23 protein-coding genes and 1 pseudogene are annotated in these 25,586 nt (G+C 71.5%); 14 read left to right on the top strand and 10 right to left on the bottom strand.

What is annotated here, in order from left to right; translation table 11 throughout:
• Window positions 1-53: 53 nt before the first annotated feature.
• The 4 genes from ACZ6B1_RS02350 to ACZ6B1_RS02365 form a co-directional block, all read right to left on the bottom strand.
• Entirely contained in the window at window positions 54-1,217 is a 1,164-nt protein-coding gene (locus ACZ6B1_RS02350; protein WP_468774169.1) for a hypothetical protein, read from the bottom strand.
• 181 nt (window positions 1,218-1,398) lie between these two features.
• Complete coding sequence (locus tag ACZ6B1_RS02355; RefSeq protein ID WP_468774171.1) at window positions 1,399-2,466, bottom strand: DNA polymerase III subunit beta family protein; 1,068 nt, start codon at window positions 2,464-2,466, stop codon at window positions 1,399-1,401.
• Between the two features lie 60 nt (window positions 2,467-2,526).
• Window positions 2,527-3,357 carry a cytochrome c oxidase assembly protein gene (locus ACZ6B1_RS02360; RefSeq protein WP_468774173.1) on the bottom strand — a complete coding sequence of 277 codons (831 nt, stop codon included), beginning with the start codon at window positions 3,355-3,357 and terminating at the stop codon, window positions 2,527-2,529.
• A gap of 8 nt (window positions 3,358-3,365) precedes the next feature.
• Window positions 3,366-3,932 (bottom strand): DUF2243 domain-containing protein, encoded by a 567-nt coding sequence (locus tag ACZ6B1_RS02365; RefSeq protein ID WP_468774175.1) that lies wholly within the window; start codon window positions 3,930-3,932, stop codon window positions 3,366-3,368.
• 169 nt (window positions 3,933-4,101) lie between these two features.
• On the opposite strand from ACZ6B1_RS02365, the gene ACZ6B1_RS02370 reads away from it, so the two are divergent.
• The 3 genes from ACZ6B1_RS02370 to ACZ6B1_RS02380 are packed head-to-tail and all read left to right on the top strand — an operon-like array spanning window position 4,102 to window position 6,083.
• The gene (locus ACZ6B1_RS02370; protein WP_468774177.1) at window positions 4,102-4,815 is read left to right on the top strand and encodes a FadR/GntR family transcriptional regulator; all 714 of its coding nucleotides are present in this window, start codon (window positions 4,102-4,104) and stop codon (window positions 4,813-4,815) included.
• A gap of 2 nt (window positions 4,816-4,817) precedes the next feature.
• A complete protein-coding gene (locus tag ACZ6B1_RS02375) occupies window positions 4,818-5,651 on the top strand; it encodes a sterol desaturase family protein (protein WP_468774179.1) in 834 nt (277 codons plus the stop codon).
• A gap of 30 nt (window positions 5,652-5,681) precedes the next feature.
• Window positions 5,682-6,083 carry a peptidoglycan-binding domain-containing protein gene (locus tag ACZ6B1_RS02380; protein WP_468774182.1) on the top strand — a complete coding sequence of 134 codons (402 nt, stop codon included), beginning with the start codon at window positions 5,682-5,684 and terminating at the stop codon, window positions 6,081-6,083.
• A 175-nt stretch (window positions 6,084-6,258) separates the two neighbouring features.
• Here ACZ6B1_RS02380 and ACZ6B1_RS02385 read toward each other — a convergent pair whose 3' ends face one another.
• From ACZ6B1_RS02385 to ACZ6B1_RS02395, 3 genes are all read right to left on the bottom strand, one after another.
• Window positions 6,259-7,365: an aliphatic sulfonate ABC transporter substrate-binding protein gene (locus ACZ6B1_RS02385; protein ID WP_468774184.1), complete on the bottom strand. Its 1,107-nt coding sequence runs from the start codon at window positions 7,363-7,365 to the stop codon at window positions 6,259-6,261.
• A gap of 416 nt (window positions 7,366-7,781) precedes the next feature.
• Window positions 7,782-9,014 (bottom strand): acyl-CoA dehydrogenase family protein, encoded by a 1,233-nt coding sequence (locus ACZ6B1_RS02390; RefSeq protein WP_468774186.1) that lies wholly within the window; start codon window positions 9,012-9,014, stop codon window positions 7,782-7,784.
• 157 nt (window positions 9,015-9,171) lie between these two features.
• On the bottom strand, window positions 9,172-10,203 hold the full coding sequence (locus tag ACZ6B1_RS02395; protein ID WP_468774188.1) for an amino acid ABC transporter permease: 1,032 nt from the start codon (window positions 10,201-10,203) through the stop codon (window positions 9,172-9,174).
• 713 nt (window positions 10,204-10,916) lie between these two features.
• Between ACZ6B1_RS02395 and ACZ6B1_RS02400 the strand changes: the two genes are divergently transcribed.
• The 11 genes from ACZ6B1_RS02400 to ACZ6B1_RS02450 are packed head-to-tail and all read left to right on the top strand — an operon-like array spanning window position 10,917 to window position 22,618.
• The gene (locus ACZ6B1_RS02400) at window positions 10,917-12,068 is read left to right on the top strand and encodes an LLM class flavin-dependent oxidoreductase (protein ID WP_468774190.1); all 1,152 of its coding nucleotides are present in this window, start codon (window positions 10,917-10,919) and stop codon (window positions 12,066-12,068) included.
• A 56-nt stretch (window positions 12,069-12,124) separates the two neighbouring features.
• Complete coding sequence (locus ACZ6B1_RS02405; RefSeq protein ID WP_468774192.1) at window positions 12,125-13,081, top strand: ABC transporter substrate-binding protein; 957 nt, start codon at window positions 12,125-12,127, stop codon at window positions 13,079-13,081.
• Between the two features lie 21 nt (window positions 13,082-13,102).
• Window positions 13,103-14,134: an amino acid ABC transporter permease gene (locus ACZ6B1_RS02410; protein ID WP_468774194.1), complete on the top strand. Its 1,032-nt coding sequence runs from the start codon at window positions 13,103-13,105 to the stop codon at window positions 14,132-14,134.
• Window positions 14,131-14,895, top strand: coding sequence for an amino acid ABC transporter ATP-binding protein (locus tag ACZ6B1_RS02415; protein WP_468774196.1), 765 nt, complete (start codon window positions 14,131-14,133; stop codon window positions 14,893-14,895). Before ACZ6B1_RS02410 ends, ACZ6B1_RS02415 begins: the two co-directional genes overlap by 4 nt.
• A gap of 39 nt (window positions 14,896-14,934) precedes the next feature.
• On the top strand, window positions 14,935-15,918 hold the full coding sequence (locus ACZ6B1_RS02420) for an ABC transporter substrate-binding protein (RefSeq protein WP_468774198.1): 984 nt from the start codon (window positions 14,935-14,937) through the stop codon (window positions 15,916-15,918).
• Window positions 15,919-15,945: 27 nt separating this feature from the next.
• Window positions 15,946-16,503, top strand: a complete 558-nt coding sequence (gene ssuE, locus ACZ6B1_RS02425) for an NADPH-dependent FMN reductase (RefSeq protein WP_468774200.1) — start codon at window positions 15,946-15,948, stop codon at window positions 16,501-16,503.
• A gap of 46 nt (window positions 16,504-16,549) precedes the next feature.
• Complete coding sequence (locus tag ACZ6B1_RS02430) at window positions 16,550-17,713, top strand: LLM class flavin-dependent oxidoreductase (RefSeq protein WP_468774202.1); 1,164 nt, start codon at window positions 16,550-16,552, stop codon at window positions 17,711-17,713.
• Window positions 17,710-18,978 (top strand): LLM class flavin-dependent oxidoreductase, encoded by a 1,269-nt coding sequence (locus ACZ6B1_RS02435; protein ID WP_468774204.1) that lies wholly within the window; start codon window positions 17,710-17,712, stop codon window positions 18,976-18,978. The genes ACZ6B1_RS02430 and ACZ6B1_RS02435 overlap by 4 nt, the downstream gene beginning before the upstream one ends.
• 14 nt (window positions 18,979-18,992) lie before the next feature.
• Complete coding sequence (locus ACZ6B1_RS02440; protein ID WP_468774207.1) at window positions 18,993-20,390, top strand: NtaA/DmoA family FMN-dependent monooxygenase; 1,398 nt, start codon at window positions 18,993-18,995, stop codon at window positions 20,388-20,390.
• On the top strand, window positions 20,387-21,478 hold the full coding sequence (locus tag ACZ6B1_RS02445) for an LLM class flavin-dependent oxidoreductase (protein WP_468774209.1): 1,092 nt from the start codon (window positions 20,387-20,389) through the stop codon (window positions 21,476-21,478). Before ACZ6B1_RS02440 ends, ACZ6B1_RS02445 begins: the two co-directional genes overlap by 4 nt.
• A 12-nt stretch (window positions 21,479-21,490) precedes the next feature.
• Window positions 21,491-22,618, top strand: a complete 1,128-nt coding sequence (locus ACZ6B1_RS02450) for an LLM class flavin-dependent oxidoreductase (RefSeq protein ID WP_468774211.1) — start codon at window positions 21,491-21,493, stop codon at window positions 22,616-22,618.
• Window positions 22,619-22,682: 64 nt separating this feature from the next.
• Here ACZ6B1_RS02450 and ACZ6B1_RS02455 read toward each other — a convergent pair.
• From ACZ6B1_RS02455 to ACZ6B1_RS02465, 3 genes and pseudogenes are all read right to left on the bottom strand, one after another.
• A pseudogene (locus tag ACZ6B1_RS02455) lies at window positions 22,683-23,327 on the bottom strand (alpha/beta fold hydrolase); the annotation flags it as partial.
• 166 nt (window positions 23,328-23,493) lie between these two features.
• Complete coding sequence (locus tag ACZ6B1_RS02460; RefSeq protein WP_468774213.1) at window positions 23,494-24,318, bottom strand: DUF1684 domain-containing protein; 825 nt, start codon at window positions 24,316-24,318, stop codon at window positions 23,494-23,496.
• A gap of 80 nt (window positions 24,319-24,398) precedes the next feature.
• Window positions 24,399-25,322, bottom strand: coding sequence for an LLM class F420-dependent oxidoreductase (locus ACZ6B1_RS02465; RefSeq protein WP_468774215.1), 924 nt, complete (start codon window positions 25,320-25,322; stop codon window positions 24,399-24,401).
• Window positions 25,323-25,586 lie beyond the last annotated feature (264 nt).

Consider the following 25,586-nt stretch of genomic DNA (forward strand, 5'->3'; position numbering starts at 1 on the left):
GACATACAGTCACAATCCAGCCGATTTCACCTTCGGCCGGATCGTGTTCGCGGTCATCCGTCTTCCTCGGGTCCTCGTCCGAGCAGCGAGGACAGCACCAGACGGCCGTAACGCGTGGTGAGTACGAGGGCCGTGGCCGACAGAGCCGCGCCGAGCGCCACGATCAGCGGTACGACGCCCTGGAGGTCGAGCAGCGGGAGCGCTGCCAGCGCCGTGCTCAGCGGCAGGCCGAGGATGGTCAGCACCCCCAGGGCCCCGGCGATCTGCTGGCTCTCCTGGGTCTGCACCAGTCGCGCGTAGTCGGCCGCCTCCGCAAGGATCTCGCTGAACCGGGCAGGCAGACGATGCTGTTCCTGATATGCCGTCAGCAGGTCGTTCGCGGGCCCGTGCGCGGTCAGGTGCTGGCGCCAGTACGTGCTGCGGAAGGTCGCGATGCGCCGCTCCAGTACGGAGACCCGCCGGGCCAGCCGCGGACCCTCGAAGACGCCCGATAGGGCGTCGGTGAGCTCGTCGATGTGGTCGCGCTGAACGGACCCGAGGAGCAGTGCGTCCAGATAGACGGTGCGGCAGTGCGACTCGGCGAAGGCGAAGAAGTCGCCGTCGCCGGTGTCCGGCCGATGGCCGAGGAAGGCGGCGCCGTGGCGGAGCACCAGTGCGCTCCAGTCCGCGGACAGCCGAAGCGCCTGAGCCTTCTGCTTGGGCCACTCCTCGAAGGGCACCGGGAAGTCGGCGTCCGTCGAACGGGAGGCCAGTGACCAGAGCCAGCGGTCGGCGGCGTCGGGCAGTCTGCCGTCCTGCCGCAGGGCGGGGGACTGGTGGGCGTCCGGAGTGAGGAAGGCGAGTGTGTAGGGAGTGTCGGTGTGCGGCACCGCCACCGCGTCCAGCAGCGCGGCAGGGGAGAGGGGGCCGTCGAGAGGATCGGGTCCCGCGGAGTGCCGGTGGCCGATGGCGCGCAGCGTCTCCAGAAGCGCCGGTCCCGCGACGTCGAAGTGCAGGACGGCAATGGCTTGATGGGGCTGCCGCGCGGTGTCGGTGCGCAGCAACTCGATGCCCCGCAGATGGAGCGCGCCTTGCCGTAAGTCCGTGAACCGGTGCCACCGGCAGGGGCGTCCGGGAGTGCCGTAGAGCACTCGGGCGGCGGCCGGTGTGAAGTAGGTCTGCCGGGTCTCGGCGTCGGTACACCGGCCGCCGCCAAGGTCGAAGGGTATGGGGCCCACCGGCCACGGGGGAGAAGCCGTGAGGCGAACGGGAATGATGACGGCGAGTGTCTGCCGTACGCCGGTGACGGAAGTGAGCTCCGTGATCAAGGGCGGAAGCCTCCCATGTGGACCGCTGCGATCTGGACGGGCGCCTCAGAATAGGCGAGGGCCGGGAGGCAACCGGGGGCGTGTGTGCCGCTCAGTCCTCCAGGCGCACCGGCATCAACAGCGAGAAGGTGTGCTCGTCGTCGGGGCGGCGGATCGCCAGGGGGGCCGTCGGGGACGTGGATTCCAGGGTGAGGTGGTCGTGGGCGGCGGCGGTGAGGGCCTGGAGGAGGAACTCGCGGTTCACGGCGATGCGGTTCTGGCCGGCCTCGGCGTCCTCGCGGATGGTCACCGTGCCGTCGTCCGTCATCTCGAGCACGCTCAAGTCCGCCGTCGAGTCGTGGTGTTCGTGGACCGGGCCCGTCTCGAGCGCCTTGCGGAAGGCGGGTGCGTCGACGGGGGCGCGGCGGCCTGCCGGCAGGTGGACCAGGCGGCGGTAGTCGGGGAAGCCGTGGTCGAGGCGCTTCCCGGCCACCTGGCGGTCGCCGGTCTCCAGCGTCACCCGGTCGCCGTCCAGCTCCAACCGGACGGGCTCCTCGCCGTCGAGCAGCGCGCGCATCGCGTCTGCGAGCGGGGTGGGCACGACGGCCTGGACGCGCGGGCCGCTGTGCCCGGTGACCGCTGCCCGGGCCACGGCCATGCGGTAGCGGTCGGTGGCCACGGTGTGCAGTGCGTCGCCGTCGATGTCGAACAGGATGGCGTCGAGCATGGGCAGTTCGGGATCGGTGCCGGTCGCGAAACGCACCGCGTCCAGGGCTGCCGCCAGAGCCGTTGCCGGGACGGACAGGTGGACGGGGGCGGTGTGGAGCGGGGCCATGTGGTTCTCCCTCTGGTCGAGTAGGGCTCGGAGAGTGGAGAACTCGCCGCGGGCATCGGACAGTCCCGCGGCCAGCCGGTGCAGATGGCCGTCCAGCAGCGTGCGGACCAGGCCGGTGTCGGCACCGGACCAGGCGGCCAGCACCAGCCGGATGTCGGCCAGCGGCATACCGGCCCGGCGCAGGCGTGCCAGCACCCGGGCCTCTTCCAACTGCTCCCGGCCGTACCAGCGGTACCCGCTCACCGGGTCCACCCGGACCGGGACCAGCACGCCGGCCCGGTCGTAGAACCGCAGGGCGCTCACGCCCAGGCCGCTGGCACGGGCCATCTCCCCGATACTGCGCATCTCGCTCTCCACACCCGGAACCCTGAGCCCTCGACCAGGTCGAGGGTCAACCCGGCCGGATCAGTGTCCTGCCGCCGCTGTCGCTCCAGGACCCTCCGGCCGCGGGACGGGCCTGGCGCGGCGCTCGGGCCGCCAGGTCGTCATGAGCGCCCCGGCCAGCAGGAGTTCGGCGATGTCCCCGCCGTAGTACATGATCTCCGCCCCCTGCCGGACCTCGTCGACGGGGGCACGGACGTCGACGAAGAACCCGCCGTACACGGCCTGGGCGATCAGGGCGTGGGCGGCGATCGCGACGCCCAGATACACCAGGCGGGTCCTGACTCCGGGGCGGGTGGGCGCGGGGTCGGGGCCGGCGATGGCGTGGGCGAACAGGCAGCCCGAGGCCAGGAAGTGCGCCTGCATGAGCCAGTGCCCCAGGGGGTGGCCCATGGCGGCGTTGTACAACGGCGTGAAGTAGAGCACCCCGAGGCTGCCGGTGCTCAGGACGAGTGTCACCGCCGGATGCGCCACTACCCGGGCCGGGGTGCTGTGCAGCACCGCCGAGAGCCCGCGGGCCCGGGGGGCCGGCAGCGCTCGCAGCAGGAGTGTCACCGGCGCTCCCAGCACCAGCGCCGTCGGCGCGTACATGCCGATGAGCATGTGCTGGACCATGTGCCCACGGAAGTCGGAGTGCGCGGCGGACGACAATGGCGGAAGAAGGGCGGTGCCGAGCAGGCACAGTCCGCCCAGGAACGATGCCGACCGCCAACGGCGCGGGCTCCGTGCGGGGTTGCGGCGCCGTGCGCGGTGCGCGGCGAGCAGATAGCAGCCGGCCGTGGCGAGCAGGGCCGCCAGGATCAGCGCGGCCGGCACCGCCGCCGGCGCACCGCCGCCACCGTCGTGCTGATGCATGTCCTCCATCAGGCGTGGTCTCCGGCTCGCCCGGTGCCGCGGGGAGCCTCGGAACCGAGGAGCGTTCCGCCGCGCTGGAGCAGGTGCCCGGCGAGCATGAAGAGGCCGCCCAGTACGAGGAAACCGGTGTCCCACCAAGCCTGGTGGGGACCCCCGTGGACGTGGTGGATGCCCAGAACCTGGTGGTCCAGGATGCCCTCGACCAGGTTGAACAGGCCCCAGCCGAAGAGGATCCAGCCCCACAGGACCCGTGAGGTCCACACCGCCCGCCGGTCGTGCGTGATACGCGAGTACAGCACGGCCAGGCCCAGGAGCACGGCGACCCAGCACACCGCGTGGAAGATGCCGTCCCACAGCGTGTTCATCTCCAGACCCGAGACCGTGTGCGGGTCGTAGTACTTCACCCCGATGCGGTCGTGGTTGGTGCTGGTGAGCATGTGGTGCCACCGCAGGAGCTGGTGCAGCAGGATGCCGTCGATGAACCCGCCCAGACCCACGCCGAGGACGATCCCCGGTAATCGCAGACTGCTGGGCTCCACCGTGAGCGGCGGGGCTGTGCCCGGCATGGTGGCCATCAGCTGATCTCCGTTCGGTCGGCAGCGCGTGGATGGTCCTGGGGCGTGGTTTCCCGCACGGCCCGCCACAATCACCCCGCCCGGTGCAGTTTCGGTCAGCCGCCCGTGGCCTCGGAAAATCTGGTCCAACCAGTTGACCAGTCGCCGCGGCCGGTCCACGCTGCTCGCCATGACACGGCACGGCATCCGGCGTGAAGCGGTCTCCGACCAGCTCTTCGCCGTCCTGCGCGACAGGATCCTCGACGGCGGACTGCCGCCCGGCTCGGCGCTCACCGCCGAACGGGACCTGGCGTCCGAGTTCGGCGTGAACCGGCACGCCGTCCGTGAAGCCGTCAAACGGCTCCAGCAGGCACGGCTCGTCCAGGTCAGCCATGGCGGGCGCACACTCGTCCAGGACTGGCGGCGCTCCGCGGGTCTCGACCTGGCCATGGGTATCGTGGCGGCCGACGCCGGGCCCTCGGTCGACGACCTCGCCCGGGACGCACTGGAGATGCGGGCCTGCATCGGCGCCGACGCGGCCCGGCTGTGCGCGATCCGGTGCTCGGCGGCAGCAGCCCGCGAGATCGTCGAGGCCGCGGGGCGGTACGCGCGCGGCGGACCCGATCTGGCCGAGCTGGGTGCCGCCGACATCGCCTGGTGGCGGCTCGTCGTGGAGGGCTCCGGGAACATCGCCTATCTGCTGGCCTTCAACAGCCTTGTCGAGGGCACGCTTCCGGTCGCCGATGTGCCCGGCGACCTGCGGACGGCCGAACTCCTCGATGTGGCGGCCCGTATCCGGCTGGCGTCGCACATCGAGGCACGCGAGACGGAGGCGGCCGAACGCCTGGCGCGTGAGCTGTTGTCCCGCAGTGTGCCGGCGACGCCCCGGAAGGCGGTGCGCTGAAAATGATCCCTGCCGTGGTCTACGCGATACCGGCGTTCGTGCTCCTCGTCGTCGTGGAGGCGTTGTCCTACCGTTTCCTGCCGGACGACGACGAACGCGGCTACGAGCTGCGGGACACGGTGACCAGCATGTCGATGGGGGCCGGCAGCCAGGTCGTCGCGGTGCCGTGGAAGGCGGTGACGGTCGTGGTGTACGCGGCCCTCTTCACCGTCGCTCCCTGGCAGTTCTCGCCGTCCTCGGTGTGGACGTGGCTGGTGCTGTTCTTCGCCGACGACCTGGCGTACTACGTCTTCCACCGTGCCCATCACCGGGTCAGGGTGCTGTGGGCGAGCCATGTGGTCCACCACTCCAGCGTCCGCTTCAACCTCTCGACCGCTCTGCGCCAGAGCTGGACGCCGATGACGGGACTGCCGTTCTGGCTGCCCCTTGCGCTGCTCGGCATCCCGCCGTGGATGATCCTGCTCCAGCAGGCCTTCAGCCTCGTCTACCAGTTCTTCCTGCACACCGAACGGGTGGACAAGCTGTGGCGTCCGGTGGAACTGGTCTTCAACACGCCCTCCCACCACCGCGTCCACCACGGATCGAACGACGAGTACCTGGACCGCAACTACGGCGGCATCCTCATCATCTGGGACCGGCTCTTCGGGACCTTCGAACCGGAGGGCGCACGCGCGGTGTACGGACTCACGAAGAACATCGGCACCTACAACCCGGTGCGGGTGGCCTTCCACGAGTACACGGCCGCCTGGCGTGACGTCCGCGCGGCCCGGAACTGGCGCCAGCGCGCCGGGTACCTCCTCGGGCCGCCCGGCTGGGCGCCCAGGGCCGAGGGGTGATCCCGCTCCCCGAGGCCACCCCTGCGCCGTGTGCCCGCGCTCACGGCCCGGCGGCACCGGCGGGCGCGTGGCATCGCGCCCGCCACGGTCCCGGATCTGGAGAAGACCGCCAACGCGGGCTGGCGGTCCGGCGAGGCGCACGGTCCCGACGACCTGCCGGACGATGTCGCGCAGTGGCTCGCCGACCACCCGAGCCGCCCGGAGCGAACGGCGGCGGACCAGCCCCTCGCCCATCAGGGCGTCATCGCGGAGAGGGTCAAGAACATCCAGCAGCGCCTGAACGAGCTCGGGTGGACCCCGCCCCTCGGCGTCGACGGCAACTTCGGGCCGCGCACGAAGGAGGCCGTGCAGTGCTTCCAGGCCAGCAACGGGCTCACCGCGGACGGCATCGTCGGCAACAGGACGTGGCGGCAGCTCGTGGGAGCCCAGTGACGTCACGAGCGGGTGCTGCCGGGACGTCGAGCACCGGCGTTACCGGGACGTCGAGGACCGGAGTTACCGGCACGCCGAGGACCGGCCGGCCATCCGTGTCCGTCTGGCCGGATGATGGCCGGTCCGGTCCCGCGACCAGGCTGAGGCAGGGTGGACCCGCCGCGGTCGGCAGGCCCTACTTGGTGCCGAGGCCGGCCGGGTCGAGTTCGTCCTTGCCCTCGGCCTTGAGGACCTTGTTGAGCGGCGTGAGGTCGTAGATGCCCTTCAGGTCCGGCTTGTCGAGCAGGCCCGCCGTCACCGCGTGCTCCGCCTCGGTGTTGAGGGTCGAGGCCAGCGGGTCGTCGAGGAAGGTGATGGACTTCCACGCCGGGTCGATGACCTCGGCCGGCAGCGCCTTGCCCGACAGTTCCTCCAGGGCCTTGTTGGCGGACGCCTTCGCCTTGTCCGGGTGGGCGTCGATCCACTCGTTCGTCTTCACCGAGCCGCGCAGCACGGCCTCGACGACGTCCGGGTGCTCCTTCAGGAACTTCTGCGACACGATGATGTTCGTGATCACGAACTTGTTGCCGGGCCACAGGGACGCCTCGTCGAGCAGCACCTTGCCGCCCTCGGCGACCAGCTTCGACGCGGTCGGCTCGGGCACCCAGGCGCCGTCGACGGAGCCGGACTTGTAGGCGTCCGGGGTCACCTTGTTGTCGGTGCGGACGACGGAGACGTCACCCTTGCCGCTCTGCGCGTCGACCTTCCAGCCCTGTTCCGCGGCCCAGTTGAGGAAGGCCACGTCCTGGGTGTTGCCGAGCTGCGGCGTGGCGATCTTCTTGCCCTTGACGTCCTTCAGGGACTTGATCTTCTTCGGGTTCACGACCAGCTTCACCCCGCCGGACGCCGAACCGCCGATGATCCGCAGGTTCTTGCCGTTGGACTTGGTGTAGCCGTTGATGGCGGGGGAGGGGCCGATCCAGCCGATGTCGATGGAACCGGCGTTGAGCGCCTCGATCTCGGAGGGGCCGGCGTTGAAGGTGGAGGTCTTGATCGTGGTGCCGCCGAGCTCCTTCTGGAACAAGCCCTCCTGCACGCCCACGAGAGCGGTGGCGTGCGTGAGGTTGGGGAAGTAGCCGATCTTCACCTGGTCGGTGGAGAGCTTCTTGGCGCCCGCCGCGACCGCGCTCTTCTTCCCGTCGTCGGTCGACTCGGAACCGTACCCGCAGGCGGTCAGCAGGACGGGGAGCGCCGCGATGACGGCGATGGTACGCAGGGTGGTGAGCGGTCTTGCGGCAGACACGGAGGTGTCCTCTCAGGGGAGGGATGAACAAGGAGGTACGAAGAGCGAGCAGGGTGTGCGCGGGTGCCTCGGGGCACGCCGGCTCCGCTGACCGGTCGGCGGCAGCTGGGACGCCGCCCCGGACCCGTGAGCGGATCGGGAGGAACGTCAGGTGAAAGCGACCCGCCCGCCGGAGAGGGCGGGGTTCGCGGACGGCTCAGACAGGCCGACAGATGGCGCTGGACGTGCGGCCGAAGTCGATGTGCCGGCGCGAGGTCAGCGGAGGCGGCGACGGGAGTGCGCGACTGGGCGACACCATGACCACACCCCCCGCTTCCCTAGTTTTCCTACCTGGTTGCTAGGGATCGTGGCAGAAGGCGGCGCTCACCCCAAGGGGGTGTTCGCATGATGGACGGCGGGGGTCCGGCAGGCAGGGGTCAGGCAGGCAGGACGAACGGCGGATGCGCGCCGTTGAGGAAGTAGTCCCCCACATCGCGGAGCCGGGGAGCGACGGGCTCGTACAGGGTGTGCGTCCGGGCGTTGCGCCAGAAGCGGTCGAAGCCCAGCCGCGAGGACGCGGAGCGGGCGCCGACGATGTCGAGGGCGCGGGCGGTGGACTCCTGTGCGGCCCGGGAGGAGGCGGCCTCGGCCATGGCGACGAGGACGGAGATGTCCGCGTACTCGTCGTAGGTCAGGTCCGCGCCGCGTGCCAGCCCGCCGTGGACTGCCTCCAGCGCCTGGTCGGTGAGGGCGGACGCGGAGCGGGTGAGGACCGCGAGTTCCCCGTAGGCGGCCAGTGCCTGCGGGTCCTGGTCGGAACCGGACGGCCGGGCGGGGGGCCGGGGCGAGTGGCCCGCCCGGCTGTACTCCCGGGCCTCGGCGAGCACTCCCTCCGCCATGCCGAGACGGAGCTGGACGGAGAGGAGGCGCCCGACCGGAGAGGCCAGGGCGGTCGGGGGAGACAGGATGTCCTCGTCCGCGGACAGGGAACCGAGTACGTCGTCGGCGGCGACCGGTACGGAGTCGAACTCCACGCTCCCTCCGGCCGCGAGACGCTGGCCGAAGGCGTCGGCGTCGCCACCGGGGCCGACGCCGTGGTGGGCGGGGTCGACGACGACGGCGACCGGTTCGCCGGTGTCGGCCCGCACGGCCCGCACGGCGAGACGGTCGGCCACCAGGACTCCGGTGGAGTAGCTCTGCCGTCCGTCGAGCACATGGCCGCCGCCGCGCGCCCTGGTCAATGTCAGTGGGGAATCCTGGCGGGCCAGACCGCCACCCCAGCACCACTGCTCCGCCGCGTACTGCCGCTCGAGCCGGGCGGCGCGGGAGGGGTCGGCGAGAAACCGGGCGCTCCACGACAGGAAGTAGTGGCTGCCGAGCAGTTGGCCGATCGCGCCGTCGGCCACCGCGATCTCCCGGACCACGGCGTAGGCCGTGGTCCAGTCCGCGCCGCCCCCTCCCCACTCCGCCGGCACGAGGAGTGTCAGCAGTCCCGCCTCGCGCAGCCGGGACACCTCGTCGAGCGGGGGTTTGCCCGCCTGTTCCCGGGCCACCGCGTCCGTGGCCAGGTCGTCGGCCGACTCCCGGGCCACGCGCAGCCAGTGCGCACGGCCGGGTCCGGGCGGGCCGGAATCCGACACCGGGCCGGACGGCGCGGTGGCAACGTCCATGGTGGAGGTCTCCTCGAAGCCGACATGCCGACGACGAACGAGTCGTTGCTGCGCGGGGGACATGGGCATCATCCTGCGCATCCCGCGAGCGGAGCGTCAACACTTCCCTAGTAAATCGATAGGAATTGTAGGGAAAGCTGTTCCGTCGGGGGTGTGTTCACCGGTCGCCGTCCAGCGCCGGCCGGGTCTCGGCCGCGGTCGCCCGCTCCAGCCGGGCGCGAAATCCGGCCGTACGCACCTTGAGTCGGTGCAGAGGAGTGGGCGGCAGGTGGTGCGTGGACCCGCGCGCGTAGTGGCGCTCGACGTAGAACTGACCCGCGCTGAGCAGGGTCGTGACGACGATGTACCAGAGGGTGGCCACCATCAGCAGCGGGATGATCTGGTAGGTCTGGTTGTAGACCAGTTGCACCGAGTACAGCAGGTCGTGCACGGCCAGCACGCTGACGATGCTGGTGCCCTTCAGCGTGCCGATCAGCATGTTGCCCGCGGCCGGCACGATGGAGCGCATCGCCTGCGGGAGGACGATGCGGCGCAGGGTGCGTCGTCTGCCGATGCCGAGAGCCTGGGCGGCCGCCGTCTGGCCGGCGTCCACCGAGAGGATCCCGCCGCGCACCACCTCGGCGGCGTACGCGGCTTCGTGCAGGGTCAGCCCGATGACGGCGGTGAGGGTGGGGCCGAGCAGGTCGACCGTTCTGACGGTGACGAACTGCGGCCCGAAGGGGATTCCGAGGCCGAGCGTCGGATAGAGGGCGCCGATGTTGAACCAGAACAGCAGCTGCACCAGCAGCGGGGTGGACCGGAAGATCCACACGTAGCCCCAACTCAGCGTTCGCAGAACCGGGTTGCCGGACTGTCGCAGCACGGCCAGGGGGATGCCGAGCAGGAAGCCGAGCACCATCACCACGCCGGTCAGCCAGAGGGTGAGCAGCAGCCCGTCGAGCACGGCGGTGGTGGTGAAGTACCGGCCGACCACGTCCCACTGGAAGGCCTTGTTGCGGACCACGGAGTTGACCGCCATCGCCAGGACCAGCAGCGCCCCGCCGGCCGTCAGCCGGCGGCCTAGGCGCCGCCGGGGCACGATGCGCGGCAGGTCGTCGGAGGTGCCCTTGCCGGGCTCTGCCCGGCGTCCCGCGGGTGGGGCGGACGCCGGAGGGCGGGAGGAATCGGTGACGTCGGACGGCGAAACCATCAGGAGACTCTCCAGGGGAGGGAGGCGCGTGGACGCCGGTGACCACACGGCGGCACACACGTGCACGGAGTCCGCGCGGAGACAGCGCGGGTACGGGGCAGGCGGCCCAGGCCTTCGGCGTCATCACGGTCGCCGCGTCCCTCAACGCGGCCGGTGCGGCCGCCGCGCGCGGCGGAGCCGTTTCCGTCCTCGATCGTATGCGGCCGCGGCGCGCGGGTGTCAACCACGCCGGAGCAGCTCAACACCCTTCCGCCATCCGGGACGTGGTTGACGGAACGCGAGATGTACTGCTCAATTAAGCGCATGAATGCCGAGCAGCGTCTGGTCACCCGTGACCACATCGACTTCGGTCGGGTGTGGTCCGCAGCGTGTTGCGCCTGAAGCGGCAGCGGGCCGTCTGACCGGCCCTTCCCTCCCTCGGTCACCCCGTCGCGGGCCGAGTTCCTCCCCTCGTAGCACCGTCGCACGCCCGCGCTGACACGTGCTGGTACGCGTGGGAACGGTCCTGCGGGACACCCCGGACGCGCGCTGCCGCCGCCCTTTCCCGCCGAGGTCCATCGCCCCGGCGTCCTCACACCCGCTCACCCCGTCTCTCTCCCCCCCCCGCACCCGAGGCGTGCCGTCACACGGTCCGCAGGGCTGCTCCGCCGTGTCCGCATGCCGCCCCGCCTGCCCGGACACGGCACCGAAGACCTGAGGAAAGGCCATCTCCCATGCCAGTGGAGTTCCTCGGCATCGCCGCCACCAACGACGGCTCCGAGACCACCCCGCGCTCCGGCGCCGCCTTCGACAAGGAGTACACGCTCCGGCTCGCCCGGGCCCACGAGGAGCACGGGTGGGACCGGGTGCTGTTCGCCTACGGTTCCGGATCGCCGGATCCGGCGCCGGCCGCCGCGTTCGTCGCGAGCCGGCTGGACGGGCTCCAGATCCTGCTGGCCCACCGCCCGAACGTCTCGTACCCGACCTTCGCCGCGAAGACCTTCGCCACCCTCGACCAGATCAGCGAGGGCCGGCTGACGGTGCACTTCATCACCGGCGGAAACGACCATGAGCAGGGCCGGGAGGGCGACACCCTCAGCAAGGACGAGCGCTACGCCCGCACCCGCGAGTACATCCGGGTCGTCAAGAAGATCTGGACCAGCCACGAGCCCTTCGACCACGAGGGCGCCCACTACCGCTTCCACGACTTCGTCAGCGATGTCTTCCCCGTCCAACAGCCCCGCCCGAAGGTGTCGTTCGGCGGTTCGTCACCCGCCGCGTACACCGCGGGGGGCGCCGAGGCGGACATCTACTGCCTCTGGGGCGAGCCCCTGGAGCGGACCGCCGAGCAGATCGAGCAGGTGAAGGCCGCCGCGAGGGCCGCGGGCCGTACCGACGTGCCCCGCATCCAGGTGGCGTTCCGCCCGATCATCGCCCCGACCGAGGAACTCGCCTGGGAGAAGGCCCACCGCACGGTCGGTGCCATCAGGGAGCGGCGCGCCGCCGGCCGCGCACGGCACCACCGCGGCGCCCCGGACGCCACGGCTCCTGAGAACACCGGCTCGCAGCGGCTGATCGCCATCGCCGAGGCGGGGGAGCGCTACGACCGCGCCCTGTGGACCCCGACCGCCGCCGCCACCGGTGGCGCGGGCAATTCCAACGCCCTGGTCGGCACCCCGGAGACGGTCGCCCAGGCCCTGCTGGACTACTACGACCTCGGCGTCGACATCCTCTCCGCCCGCGGCTACGACCTGCTGGGCGACGCCATCGACTTCGGCCGGTACGTGATCCCGATCGTCCGTGAGGAGGTCGCCAAACGCGACGCCGAACGCGACGCCGAGCGGGCGGCACGCGGGACCCGGGCCTTCGCGGCGGTGGGCGAATGACTTCCGTGACCCGACCACCCCACCTCAGCGGCCGAGACGGAAAAGGCAGCCGGCGTATGAACCTCCGAAAGTCCGGAACCCGGCCGCGCGTCGCCGCCGGCATCGCGCTGCTGCCCCTGCTGGTGCTGACCGCGTGCGGCTCCGGCGACACCCCCGGCACCACGGCGGTGGGTGCCCAGGCGTCCCCCGCCCCGACCGACGACCCGGTCGCCGCCGTGCGCAAGGTGGACTCCGTCGCCGCCCTGCTGCCCGCCGACGTACGCAGGGCGGGCACGCTGCGGGTCGGCAGCGCGATCGGGTTCCCGCCCGGCGCGTACTACCCGAACGGCCCGGACAAGGCGCCCGCCGGCCAGGACATCGACCTCGCCGATGCGGCGGCCAAGGTCCTCGGTGTCCGACTGCGGCGCCAAGGAGCCTCGTTCGAGACGATCCTGCCCGCCCTCGGCAGCGGCAAGTACGACTTCGGCACCGGCAACTTCGGTGTCACCACCGAACGTCTGAAGACGATCGACTTCGTCACCTACATCGACGACGGCCAGGGCTTCGCGGTGAAGAAGGGGGTCGCCGTACTCAAGAAGAAGGTCACCGACCTCACCCAGCTGTGCGGGCTGACCATCGGTACCGGGGCCGGCACCACGTTCGAGGCGACCCTCACCGCACAGAAGGACGTGTGCGCGAAGGCGGGCAGGAAGCCGTACGAGGTCAAGGTCTACTCGGAGAACGCGGCGACCCTCACCGCACTCCAGCAGGGCCGCATCGACGTGATCATGTCGACCATCAACGGACTGCGTTATCAGGCCGCACAGCCCGCGTCGGGGACGGCCTTCCTCGGCGAATACCACCGCCTCGACGTCGGCTTCGCCTTCAAGAAGGGGTCCCCGCTCACCAAGGCGTTCCAGGCCGCCGTCAACGAGCTGATCGAGGACGGCACATACGCCCGGATCCTCCGGAAGTGGGGCACCTCCGCCTCCGCGATCAAGTCGTCCCGGATCAATCCGCCCGAGCACAGCTGAGAGTCGAGCAGGAACAACACGATGTCATCCACCACCGGCGCCGCCCCGCCCGGCGCGGCCTCCCCGGCCGTCGCCCCCGACGCGCCGCCCACACCGGGCGAACGGGCCGCTCTCGAGGTCGTCCCCGCCCGCCACTACGCCCGCTGGACGGCGGCCGTCGCCGTCGTCGTGCTGGTCACCCAGTTCGTGCACGGGCTGGCCACCAACCCGGTCTGGGAATGGGGTGTCTTCGGCGACTACGTCCTGTCCGAGACCATCGTCCAGGCGGTGTGGGTGACCCTCCAGCTCACCGCCTACGCGACCGTGCTGGGCTTCCTCCTCGGCACCGTCCTGGCCTTCATGCGCCTCTCGCGCAGCCCGGTGCTGCGGACCGTCGCCTGGACCTACATCTGGATCTTCCGTTCCATCCCGATGATCGTCCAGCTCGTGTTCTGGTTCAACCTGAGTGCCCTGTACGAGGAGTTGGGCGTCGGCATCCCCTTCGGCCCGGTGCTCTGGTCCGTCGACAGCAACAGCCTGATCGGCACCATCGGGGCCGCCGTGATCGGGCTGACGCTGCACCAGGCCGCCTACGCCGCCGAGATCGTCCGCGGCGGCGTCGTCTCGGTCGACCCCGGACAGCTGGAAGCCGCCGCCGCGCTGGGCATCCCCCGGCTGCGCCAGATCCGCAAGATCGTGCTGCCGCAGGCCATGCGCGCCATCCTGCCCACGGCCGGCAACGAGATCATCGGCCTGCTCAAGGGCACCTCGGTCGTCTACGTGATGTCGATCGGCGAGCTGTTCTACCGGGTGCAGGTGATCTACGGCCGCAACGGACGGGTGATCCCGCTGCTGCTGGTCGCCACCGCCTGGTACGTGGTGCTGACCTCCCTGCTGTCGGTCGCCCAGTACTACGTCGAGCGCCGTTACGCGCGGGGCGCCGACCGCACCCCGCCGCCCCACCCGTTCCAGCGCGCCCGCCGCCGCCTGCGCGAGCTGCGCGCCGAGGCGGCACGACGCGGCGGGCCCGTCGTACCCCTGAAGCCCCTCGGACCCGTGGGAGACAGCCGATGAGTCAGGTGATGGTGGACGTCCGCGGCGTCCACAAGAGCTTCGGCCCGCTGGAAGTGCTCCGCGGCGTCGACCTGCAGATCCGCACCGGCGAGGTCACCGTGGTCCTCGGCCCCTCCGGCTCCGGGAAGTCCACGCTGCTGCGCACCATCAACCACCTGGAGAAGGTCGACCGCGGCTGGATCGGCATCGACGGCGAGCTCATCGGTTACCGCCGCTCCGGGGGCAAGCTGTACGAGCTGAAGGAGAAGGAGGTTCTCAAGCAGCGCACCCATATCGGGTTCGTCTTCCAGAACTTCAACCTCTTCCCGCATCTGACCGTGCTGGACAACCTCGTCGAGGCCCCCGTCTCCGCGCTGCGCCACCCCCGCAAGGAGGCCGAGGACAGGGCCCGCCGACTGCTGGAACGGGTCGGCCTCGCCGACAAGGCCGACGCCTACCCCCGGCAGCTCTCCGGCGGCCAGCAGCAGCGCGTGGCCATCGCCCGCGCGCTCGCCCTCGAACCGAAGGTGCTCCTCTTCGACGAGCCCACCTCCGCGCTCGACCCCGAACTGGTCGGCGAAGTCCTCGACGTCATCAAGGACCTGGCCCGGACCGGCACCACCATGATCGTCGTGACCCACGAGATCGGCTTCGCCCGCGAGGTCGCCGACACGGTCGTGTTCATGGACGGCGGTGTCGTCGTGGAACAGGGGCCGCCCGCGGCCGTTCTGGACGCCCCACGGCGCGAACGCACCCGCGCCTTCCTCTCCAAGGTCCTCTGACCGCACCTCATCCCGTACGCCCACGCAAGGAGAACGACCGTGTCCACCCTCACCGCCCGCCGCACCGCCGCGGCAAGCCTCGGACTCGCCTCCGCCCTGGTCCTCGCCGCCTGCGGCAACCCTTCCGACGGCGGCACGACCGAGGTCGCGGCCACGACGGGCGGCAGGACGAGGATCAACCTCAGCCCCGAGCAGCACCGCGTCACCACCGGCAGGGTCGACTCCATCGCCGCCGAGGTGCCCGAGGCGATCCGCGAGAGAGGCACGCTGGAGATCGTCGGCTCCTCCGGCTCCGCCGCGCCGCTCACCTTCTACGCCACCGACAACAAGTCCGTCATCGGCGTCGAGCCCGACATCGCGTACCTGGTCGCCGACGTCCTCGGCCTCGAGCCGCACATCAACACCGTCTCCTGGGAGAACATCTTCGTCGGCCTCGACAGCGGCAAGTACGACGTCGGCTTCAGCAACATCACCGACACCGAGGAACGCAAGGAGAAGTACGACTTCGCCGCCTACCGCGAGGACAACCTCGGATTCGAGGCGAAGAAGGGCAGCGGTCTGAAGGTCAGCGGGCCCAAGGACGTGGCCGGCCGGACGGTCGCCGTGGGCAGCGGCACCAACCAGGAGAAGCTGCTCGTCGAGTGGAGCAAGGAGGACGTCAAGGCCGGCCTGAAGCCGGTGGACATCAAGTACTACCAGAACGACAGCGACACCTACCTCGCCCTCCAGTCCGGCCGGATCGACCTCTACCTCGGGCCCAACCCGACCGCCGCCTACCACGCGGCCACCACCGGGAAGACGGAGGTCGTCGGCACCTACTCCGGCGCCGGCGCCACCCTCCAGGGCCTCATCGCGGCCACCACCAAGAAGGACAACGGACTGGTCAAGGCGCTCGCCGACGCCCTCAACAAGATCATCGAGAACGGTACCTACGCCAAGGTGCTCAAGCGCTGGGGCCTGTCCGACGAAGCCGTGGCGAAGTCGGAGATCAACCCGCCCGGCCTGCCCAAGACCAACAAGTAGCCGTCCCCACGCCCCGAAAGGTCCGCCATGGCCACCGTCCTGTCCGTCTCCGGAAGTCCCTCCGCCACCTCCCGCACCGGCCGGCTGCTGCGCCACCTGGACGCGCGGCTCACGGCCCAGGGACACCAGGTGATCCCGCTGGACGTCCGCACCATCCCCGCCGAGGCCCTCCTCGGCGCCGACTTCCAGCACCCCGCGATCCGCGAGGCGGCCGCGCTCTTCGACCGCGCCGACGGGGTGGTGATCGGTACTCCCGTCTACAAGGCCGCCTACTCCGGGCTGCTGAAGGCGCTGCTCGACCTGCTGCCCCAGTACGGCCTGGCCGGCAAGACCGTCCTTCCGCTGGCCACCGGCGGAACCACGGCCCACGTCCTGGCGATCGACTACGCCCTGCGCCCGGTGCTCAGCTCCATGGGCGCCGCACACATCGTTCCGGGCTGGTTCACGCTGGACAAGGACATCGCGGTGGGCGACGACGGCACCCTGACCGTCGCGCCGGGTCCGGCCGAGGCCCTCGCACAGGTCGTCGACCAGTTCTCAGTCGCCCTCGGAAGCCGTACGGCCCTGCTGGCGGCCGCCGGATGAGCGCCCCGACCGCGAACGCCGACGACCCGCGAGAGATGTGAGCCCGGTGAACCTCACCTTCCACTGGTTCCTGCCCACCAACGGAGACAGCCGTCATGTCGTCGGCGGCGGCCACGGCACCCCGGCCACCGTCTCGGGACAGGACCGGCCGCCCACGGTGGCCTACCTGAGCCAGATCGCCCGCGCCGCGGAGGACCTCGGCTTCACCGGTGCGCTGACCCCCACCGGCGCCTGGTGCGAGGACGCCTGGCTGACCACCGCCATGGTCAGCCGGCACACCGAGCGGCTGAAGTTCCTGGTCGCCTTCAGACCCGGCTCCGTCTCACCGACGCTCGCCGCGCAGATGGCGTCCACCTTCCAGCGGCAGAGCGGCGGCCGGCTGCTGCTCAACGTGGTCACGGGCGGGGAGAGCCACGAGCAGCGCGCCTACGGCGACTTCCTCGACAAGGACGCGCGGTATCGCCGCACCGGGGAGTTCCTGCACGTCGTACGCGAGTTGTGGGAGGGCGGGACCGTCGACCTGGACGGCGAGCACCTGCGGGTCGCGGACGCCCGGCTCGCGCGGCTGCCCGACCCCGTCCCCGAGGTGTACTTCGGCGGCTCGTCGCCCATCGCCGGTGAGATCGCGGCGCGGTACGCCGACGTCTACCTCACCTGGGGGGAGCCACCGGCCCAGGTCGCCGGCAAGATCGCCCGGATCAGGGAGCTCGCCGCGGGTCAGGGCCGCGTCCTGCGCTTCGGGATCCGGCTGCACGTCATCACCCGCGACACCTCCGAACAGGCGTGGGCGGAGGCGCACCGGCTCCTGGACGGCTTCGACCCGGAGACGGTGCGGTCGGTGCAGGAAGGGCTCGCCCGCAGCGAGTCCGAGGGGCAGCGGCGCATGCTCGCCCTGCACGGCGGCGGCAGCCGCGAGGCCCTCGAGATCCACCCCAACCTGTGGGCCGGCATCGGCCTGGTGCGCGGTGGCGCGGGTACAGCGCTGGTCGGCAGCCACGCCGAGGTGGCCGAGCGGATCAAGGAGTACCACGCCCTGGGCATCGACGAGTTCGTCCTCTCCGGGTACCCGCACCTGGAGGAGGCGTACTGGTTCGGCGAGGGCGTACTGCCGAGGCTCGAAGCGCAGGGACTGTGGGCCCACCCACTGCGCGCCGCCAAGGCCGCGCCCGCTGCCCAGGTTCCCTTCGCGGGCTCCGGGACCCCGCGATGACCCCACGGTCGCGACCGTCCGGCTCGGCACCCACGCACCAGGAAGGCACCCCTCTCGTGTCCGCATCCCGTCCGCTCCATCTCGCCGTCGCGCTCGACGGCACGGGCTGGCACCCGGCCGCATGGCGCGAGCCGGGCGCCCGGCCCCACGAACTGCTCACCGCCGGCTACTGGGCCGGCCTCGTGACCGAGGCCGAACGCGGCCTGCTCGACTTCGTGACCTTCGAGGACGGGCTGGGGCTCCAGTCCTCGCACCCCACGGAGCCGGACGGACGCACCGACCAGGTACGCGGCCGGCTGGACGCGGTGCTCCTCGCGGCCCGCGTCGCACCGCTGACCCGCCGCATCGGGCTGATTCCGGCCGTGGTCGCCACCCACACGGAGCCGTTCCACATATCCAAGGCGATCGCCACCCTGGACTACGTCAGCGGCGGTCGCGCGGGCCTGCGCGTCCAGGTGTCCGCACGGCGGAACGAGGCGGCGCACTTCGGCCGCCGTACCTTCCCGCCTCTCGGCGCCGAGGACCGGGACACTCCGGCGGGCAGGGCACTGATCGGCGAGCTCTTCGAGGAGGCCGCCGACCACGTCGAGGTGGTACGCCGCCTGTGGGACAGCTGGGAGGACGACGCGGAGATCCGTGACGTCGCCACCGGCCGCTTCATCGATCGCGGCAAACTGCACTACATCGACTTCGAGGGCCGGCACTTCAGGGTCAAGGGCCCCTCGATCACCCCCCGGCCACCACAGGGACAGCCCCTCGTCAGCGCGCTCGCGCACCACGGCGCGGCCCGCCAACTGGTGGGCGGTTCCGCCGATATCGGCTACATCACCCCGCACGACACCGACCAGGCCCGCGCGGCCGTGGAAGAGATCCGCACCGCCCAGGCCGCGGCGGGGCGGGCCGAGGAGCCGCTGCACATCTTCGGTGACCTGGTCGTGTTCCTGGACGACGACCCGACGACGGCGAAGGACCGCAAGGCCCGCCTGGACGACCTCGCGGGACACCCCTACGCCAGTGACGCCGAGGTGTTCACCGGTACCCCCGCGCAACTGGCCGATCTGCTCCAGGAACGGCGCCGTGCCGGACTGAGCGGCTTCCGTCTGCGCCCCGCGGTGATCGGGCACGACCTGGAGCGGATCACACAGGGCCTGGTGCCCGAACTCCAGCGCAGGGGGGCCTTCCGGCGCGCATACGAGGCGGACACCCTGCGCGGCCTGCTCGGACTCGAACGCCCCGCCAACCGCTACGCAGCCGTCCGAGCCTGAGGAGCCCCACGACCATGAGCGACCCGACCACGGGCAGGCCCCTGAAGCAGATCCACCTCGCCGCTCACTTCCCCGGCGTCAACAACACCACCGTGTGGAGCGATCCACGGGCGGGCAGCCACATCGAGTTCAGCTCGTTCGCGCACTTCGCCCGGACCGCCGAACGCGCCAAGTTCGACTTCCTGTTCCTCGCCGAGGGACTGCGCCTGCGCGAACAGGGCGGCGAGATCTACGACCTGGACGTGGTGGGGCGGCCCGACACCTTCACCGTCCTGTCCGCCCTCGCCGCGGTCACCGAACGGCTCGGCCTGACCGGCACCATCAACTCCACCTTCAACGAGCCCTACGAGGTGGCCCGCCAGTTCGCCGCCCTGGACCATCTGTCGGGCGGCCGCGCCGCCTGGAACGTCGTGACCTCCTGGGACGCCTTCACCGGCGAGAACTTCCGCCGCGGCGGCTTCCTCCCGCAGGACCAGCGCTACTCCAGGGCCAGGGAGTTCCTCGCCACCGCCACCGAACTGTTCGACTCCTGGCACGGTGACGAGATCGTCGCCGACCGCGAGTCCGGCATCTTCCTCAAGGACGCCGACGCCGGCGCCTTCGTCCACCGGGGCGAACACTTCGACATCGAGGGCCGGTTCGACGTACCGCGCAGCCCCCAGGGCCGCCCCGTGATCTTCCAGGCCGGCGACTCCGACGAGGGCCGCGAGTTCGCCGCGTCGAGCGCGGACGCCATCTTCAGCCGGCACAGCACCCTGGAGGCGGGGCGGGACTTCTACTCCGACGTCAAGGGACGCCTGGCCCGCCACGGGCGAACCCCTGGCCAACTGCTGATCCTGCCCGCGGCGACCTTCGTGCTGGGCGACACGGACGCCGAGGCGCGGGAGCGGGCGCGTGAGGTGCGACGCCAGCAGGTCAGCGGGCAGACCGCGATAAAGTACCTGGAGCACGTCTGGAACCGGGACCTGTCCGGCTACGACCCGGACGGCCCGCTCCCCGACATCGACCCGGATCCCGGCGAGAACACCATCGCCCGCGGCCGCGCGAGCGTCCGGATGTTCCGCGACCCCCTCGCCGTCGCCGCGCAATGGCGCGAACGCGCCGCGGCCGAGAACCTGTCGATCCGCGAGCTGGTCATCGAGACCACCGGCCGCCAGTCGTTCGTCGGCTCCCCGGCGACCGTCGCCGAGACCATCAACACCTTCGTCCAGACCGACGCCGCGGACGGCTTCATCCTGGTCCCGCACATCACTCCCGGCGGTCTTGACGAATTCGCCGACACCGTCGTCCCGTTGCTCCAGGAACGCGGTGTGTTCCGCCACGACTACACGGGCACCACCCTCCGCGACCACCTGGGCCTGGCCCACCCCGACGCCCACGCGCGACCGCCGGCCCGGCAGGTGGCGCCGTGAGATTCCTGGCCGTCACCCTCATCGTGCACGCCCCGGATCCCGTGACCGGCGTGCGGAAATCCACCGGCGAGCGCTTCCGCGAGGTGATCGACAACGCCCTGCTCGCCGAGGAGCTCGGCTTCGACGGATTCGGCGTCGGCGAACGCCACGAGCGGCCGTTCATCTCCTCCTCGCCACCGGTCGTGCTCAGCCACATCGCCGCGCTCACCTCGCGGATCCGGCTGTTCACCGCCGTCACCACGCTCAGCCTGCTCGACCCGGTCCGCGCCTACGAGGACTACGCGACCCTGGACCACCTGTCCGCCGGCCGCCTCGACCTGATCATCGGCAAGGGCAACGGCGCCGCCCAGCGCGAGCTGTTCCACGTCACGCCCGAGGACCAGTGGGACCGCAACGCCGAGAGCTACGAGCTGTTCCGCCGGATCTGGCGGCAGGACAAGGTGAGCGCCGCACCGCGGTTCCGCCCCGCGCTGACGGACGCCGAGGTGTGGCCGAGGCCGCTCCAGCGGCCCGTCCGGGTCTGGCACGGCAGCGCGACCAGCAGGGAGTCGGTCGACCTGGCCGCACGGTACGGAGATCCGCTCTTCTCGGCCAACGTCACCCACCCCATCGAGCCGTACGCCGAACTGATCCGCCACTACCGGGAGAGATGGGAGCAATACGGCCACGACCCGGCGCTGGCCGTCGTCGGCGCGGGGACGGCCGGCTACTACGCGGCCCGCACCTCGCAGGAGGCGGTCGCCGCGTACCGTCCCGTGTTCGAGGGCCATCTCGCCCTCCAGAAACGGCTGGGCGCCGAGCCGGTGTTCACCAGCCTCGAGGACTTCGTCGAACGCAGCTCGGCGCTCATCGGCAGCCCCCAGCAGGTGATCGACAAAGTCCACCGCTACCACGAGCGGTTCGGCCACAGCGTGCTCCACCTGCACGCCGACGCGGGCGGGCTCACCCAGGCCCAGCACCGTGCCTCGCTCGAACTCTTCCAGTCCGACATCGCCCCCGTGCTGCGCCGTGACATCCCCGACCCGCCGTTCCCCTGGGCCCCGGTCCTCGCCGGACCCGCGTCCGCATCCGTGCCCGCCAACCACTAGGAGCATCCGACCGTGTCCGGCATCCCCCTCGGGGTTCTCGACCTCGTCCCGGTCTCGTCCGGTTCCACCGCCGCCGAGGCCCTGCGCAACACCATCGACCTCGCCCGGCAGACCGAGCGGTTCGGCTACACCCGCTACTGGTTCGCCGAGCACCACCTCAACCCGGGGGTGGCCGGCACCTCGCCCGCCGTCGTGCTCGCCCTGACGGCCTCCGCGACCTCCACGATCAGGATCGGTTCCGGAGCCGTACAGCTCGGTCACCGCACCGCCCTGTCCACCGTCGAGGAGTTCGGGCTGATCGACGCCCTGCACCCCGGGCGCCTCGACCTGGGCCTCGGCCGCTCGGGCGGCCGGCCGTCCGCAACGGCCGCGGGACCCAGGCCGACCACGACCCCCGTCGTCGACGGGCGCGCCCCCAACGGCCTGCTGATCCCGCCACGCTTCTCCCCGCAGCACCTGCTCGGTTCACCGCGCTTCCTGCTCCAGCAGCGGCTGCTGCACCAGCCCGGCGCCTCCTCCCAGGACTACGGCGAACAGGTCGACGACATACTCGCGCTCCTGCGCGGCGACTACCGCTCGGCGGACGGCGTCGAAGCGCACGCCGTACCGGGCGAGGGTGCCGATGTGCAGGTGTGGATACTCGGCAGCAGCGGCGGACAGAGCGCCGACGTCGCGGGCCGCAACGGCCTGCGTTTCACCGCCAACTACCACGTCAGCCCCGCCACCGTGCTGGAGGCCGCCGAGGGCTACCGCGCCGCCTTCCAGCCCTCCGGCGATCTCGACAAGCCCTACGTCAGCGTCTCCGCCGACGTCGTCGTCGCCGAGGACGACGCGACCGCCCGCGAACTCGCCACCGGCTACGGCCCCTGGGTCCGCAGCATCCGCACCGCCGAGGGCGCCATCCCGTTCCCGACCCCGGAGCAGGCCCGCGCCCACGCCTGGACCGACGCCGACCGGGCCCTGGTGGCCGACCGTGTCGACACCCAGTTCGTCGGCTCCCCGGGGCGCGTCGCCGACCGGCTCGAACAACTCCAGGAGGCCACCGGCGCGGACGAGCTGATCATCACCACCATCACCCACGCCCACGCCGACCGCGTGCGCTCGTATCGACTCCTGGCCGAGGAGTGGCAGCGCCGATGAGCTGATCGCGGGCCGGCCGGGCCCGGCGGGATCACCTCCCGCGAGACGGTGTCCTGATCTACCGTCAGGACTCGCGGTCGCCTCCGGCCTGCCCGACGAGTTGTCGCACGAGTGCGGAGACTTGTTCCAGTTCGGTGAGGAAGCCGTCGTGACCGCACGGGGACTCGATCACCCGGAGATGATCCGCGGTGGGGATGCCGGCGGCCAACTCGGCCTGCTGGGACAGTGGGTAGAGGCGGTCGGAGTCCACTCCGGCGACGAGCGTCCGGGCCGTCACGCGGCTCAGGGCGGCACGTGTACCGCCCCGGCCACGGCCGATGTCGTGACTGTTCATGGCCTGCGTCAACGTGACGTAGCTGCCCGCGTCGAAGCGGCGCACCAGCTTGGCGGCATGGTGGTCGAGGTAGGACTCGACCCGGTACCGGCCGCCGTCCCAGGGGTCCTCGGCGCCCTGCGGCGTGCGGCCGAAGCGGTCCCGCAGCTCCGGTTCGCTGCGGTAGGTGACATGGGCGAGGCGGCGGGCCAGGCCGAGTCCCGCGTGCGGGCCGAGACCGGGGCCGGCGTCGTGGTAGTCGCCGCCGCGCCAGTGCGGGTCGCCGCGGATGGCATGGAGCTGGATGTTCGCCCAGGCGATGTGTTCCGCGCTCGGCGCGGCAGTCGTGGCGAGCAGCAGGAGCGCCCGCGTCCGCTCCGGATGAGACACCGACCATCACCAGCGCGGCATGGCCGCTTCCTCTTCCGGGGCGCGCCGGTGACCGCGACCGCGGTCTGTGGCGCGCGCCGTCGCCCGCTCACACCGGCCGGGGTTCCTCCGCCACCACAGTGCGGCGGAGGAACGGCAGGGGGGCAGGGGGCGCCGGGGGTCGGCGCGGGGCTCAGGATCCACCGCGCTCGCGGGGGAACTTCTGGCCCGCCTCGATCGCCACCGGCAGCCGGTTCTCGGCCGGCGGCAGCGGGCAGGTGGCCAGGTCCGTGTAGGCGCACGGCAGGTTCGCGGCACGGTTGAAGTCCAGGACGACCGTGCCGTCGGCGGCGGGCGGCCCGACGGCCAGGGCCCGGTTGGCGGCATAGGTGGTGACCCCGGAGGTCGCGTCGGTGAACAGAACCATCAGCCCGCCCGCACCGCGTCCGGGGAACGCGGTCAGGGACAGCGGGCGCCCGTGCAGCTCGAACTCGATCCTGCCCGGAGCGTCGTACACGTGCTCAAGGCCCTCGACAGCCGCGCCCACGGTGGTCGGCCGCGGCTCGTCGAAGGGTATGTACCGGCCCGTCACGGCCCAGCGCGGGTCGGGGGCGTAGGCAGGTGTTCCGGTGAAGGCCGTGCGCAGCGGCGCGTCCGGGTGCCGGGGGCGCACGATGTCATGGCCGCCCCGCCTGGCGACCTCGATGACGGCGTCCCCCCAGACCGCTTCCACTCCGCCGCGCTCGGGGAGCACACCGAAGCGGTGTTCACCCCGCACCACCGTTCCGCCGACGACCAGTTCCTCCCCGTCGCCGAGGTGCACGACGACCCCGTCGTGCCCGGTGTGCCACGCGCCGGGCGCGTCGGGGAAGCGCTGCGGCCGGTCGTCGAGCCAGTGCAGGCCGGTGACGGCCAGGAACCCGTGCGGGGCGGCGAGCCCGGCCTCCTGGGCGCGGTACCAGTCCAGCCAGTTCTCGGTGAAGAGCTGGAGGTCCGCGGTGGTGGCCTCAGTGGTCATGAGTTCTCCTTGGTCGGGCGAGGCTCGGCCTCGCACAGCGGGGACAGGGCGTCTGGGGGGCGAAGCCCCGAGGGGCGTGCTCAGCCGGCCAGTTGGCCGAGCAGTGCCCAGGTGCGCCGGCGGTCGGCGGCTCCCGCGATCCCGGTGCCCGAGAACACGACCTCGGTCGCACCGGCGTCGCGGTAACGCCGCACTTCGGCTGCCACCTTCTTCTCGTCGCCGATCACGGCCACGTCGGCGGCCCGGCGACCGCCGGAGAGCTCGATGACGCGCGCGTAGGACGGGATCTGTTCGTAGAACGCGAGACTGTCGGTGGCCCTCGCGCGTACCGAGTCCACGTCGTCGGTGACCACACCGGGTACCAGGGCCACGATCCTGGGCGCGGGACGGCCGGCGGCCTCGGCCGCGGCTGTCACGGCCGGAACGATGTGTTCCGCCAGGGCGCGCGGTCCCGCCAGATACGGCAGGATCCCGTCCGCGAGTTCACCGCTGACCCGCAGCGCCTGCGGCCCCATCGCGGCGACCAGCACGGGGACGCCGCCCTCGGCGCCGGGCACCCGGGCGGGGACCGGCGTGGTGGCGGTGATCAGCTCACCGTGGAAGTCCGCCCTGCCGGTCTGCGTCAACTGCCGTAGCGCGGTGAGGAATTCACGCAGGCGGGCGATGGGGCGCTCGAAGGGCAGGCCGAATCCGGTCTCGGTCAGCAGTCTCGTGCCCAGGGCCAGACCGAGGTGGTAGCGGCCGTGCGTCGCGGCCTGCGCGGTCTGGGCCTGGCTGGAGACGAGCAGTGGGTGCCGTCCGAAGACGGGGATCGCGGAGGTGCCCACGTGCAGTCCCGGTACGGCGCGCCCGACGATCGCGGCGAGCTGGGGTGAGTCCGCGCCGAACGTCTGGCCGAACCAGGCCGACCGCAGTCCGGCGGCCGCGGCCTCCCGGGCCAGCCGCACGGTGGCGTCGACCTGGTTCCGCGCGTCGGCGGCGTCGAGTGCTACTCCCACAGTCATGCCATTCAGAACGGCCCTCGGCCGAACCCGCATTCCGCCCGGCGTGTGACAGCTTCTTGTCGGTCATGTGTACGGAAGCCGTACCTCCCCGCGGCGCGCGAACGCGTCCCCGCGGTGCACGCCGTATCGCACGGCGGATCGCGTCGGGGGGTTTATCCCGCCTTCTCCGGGTGACGCGGCTGTGGGAACGGTGTGTCTGGGAACGTCTCCGCCGCGTTCGTACGGTGTGCTGGGCGTGGAGACGCCAGCCGCACCGCGCTGATC

It is taken from the genome of Streptomyces sp. NPDC041129 (assembly GCF_055592265.1).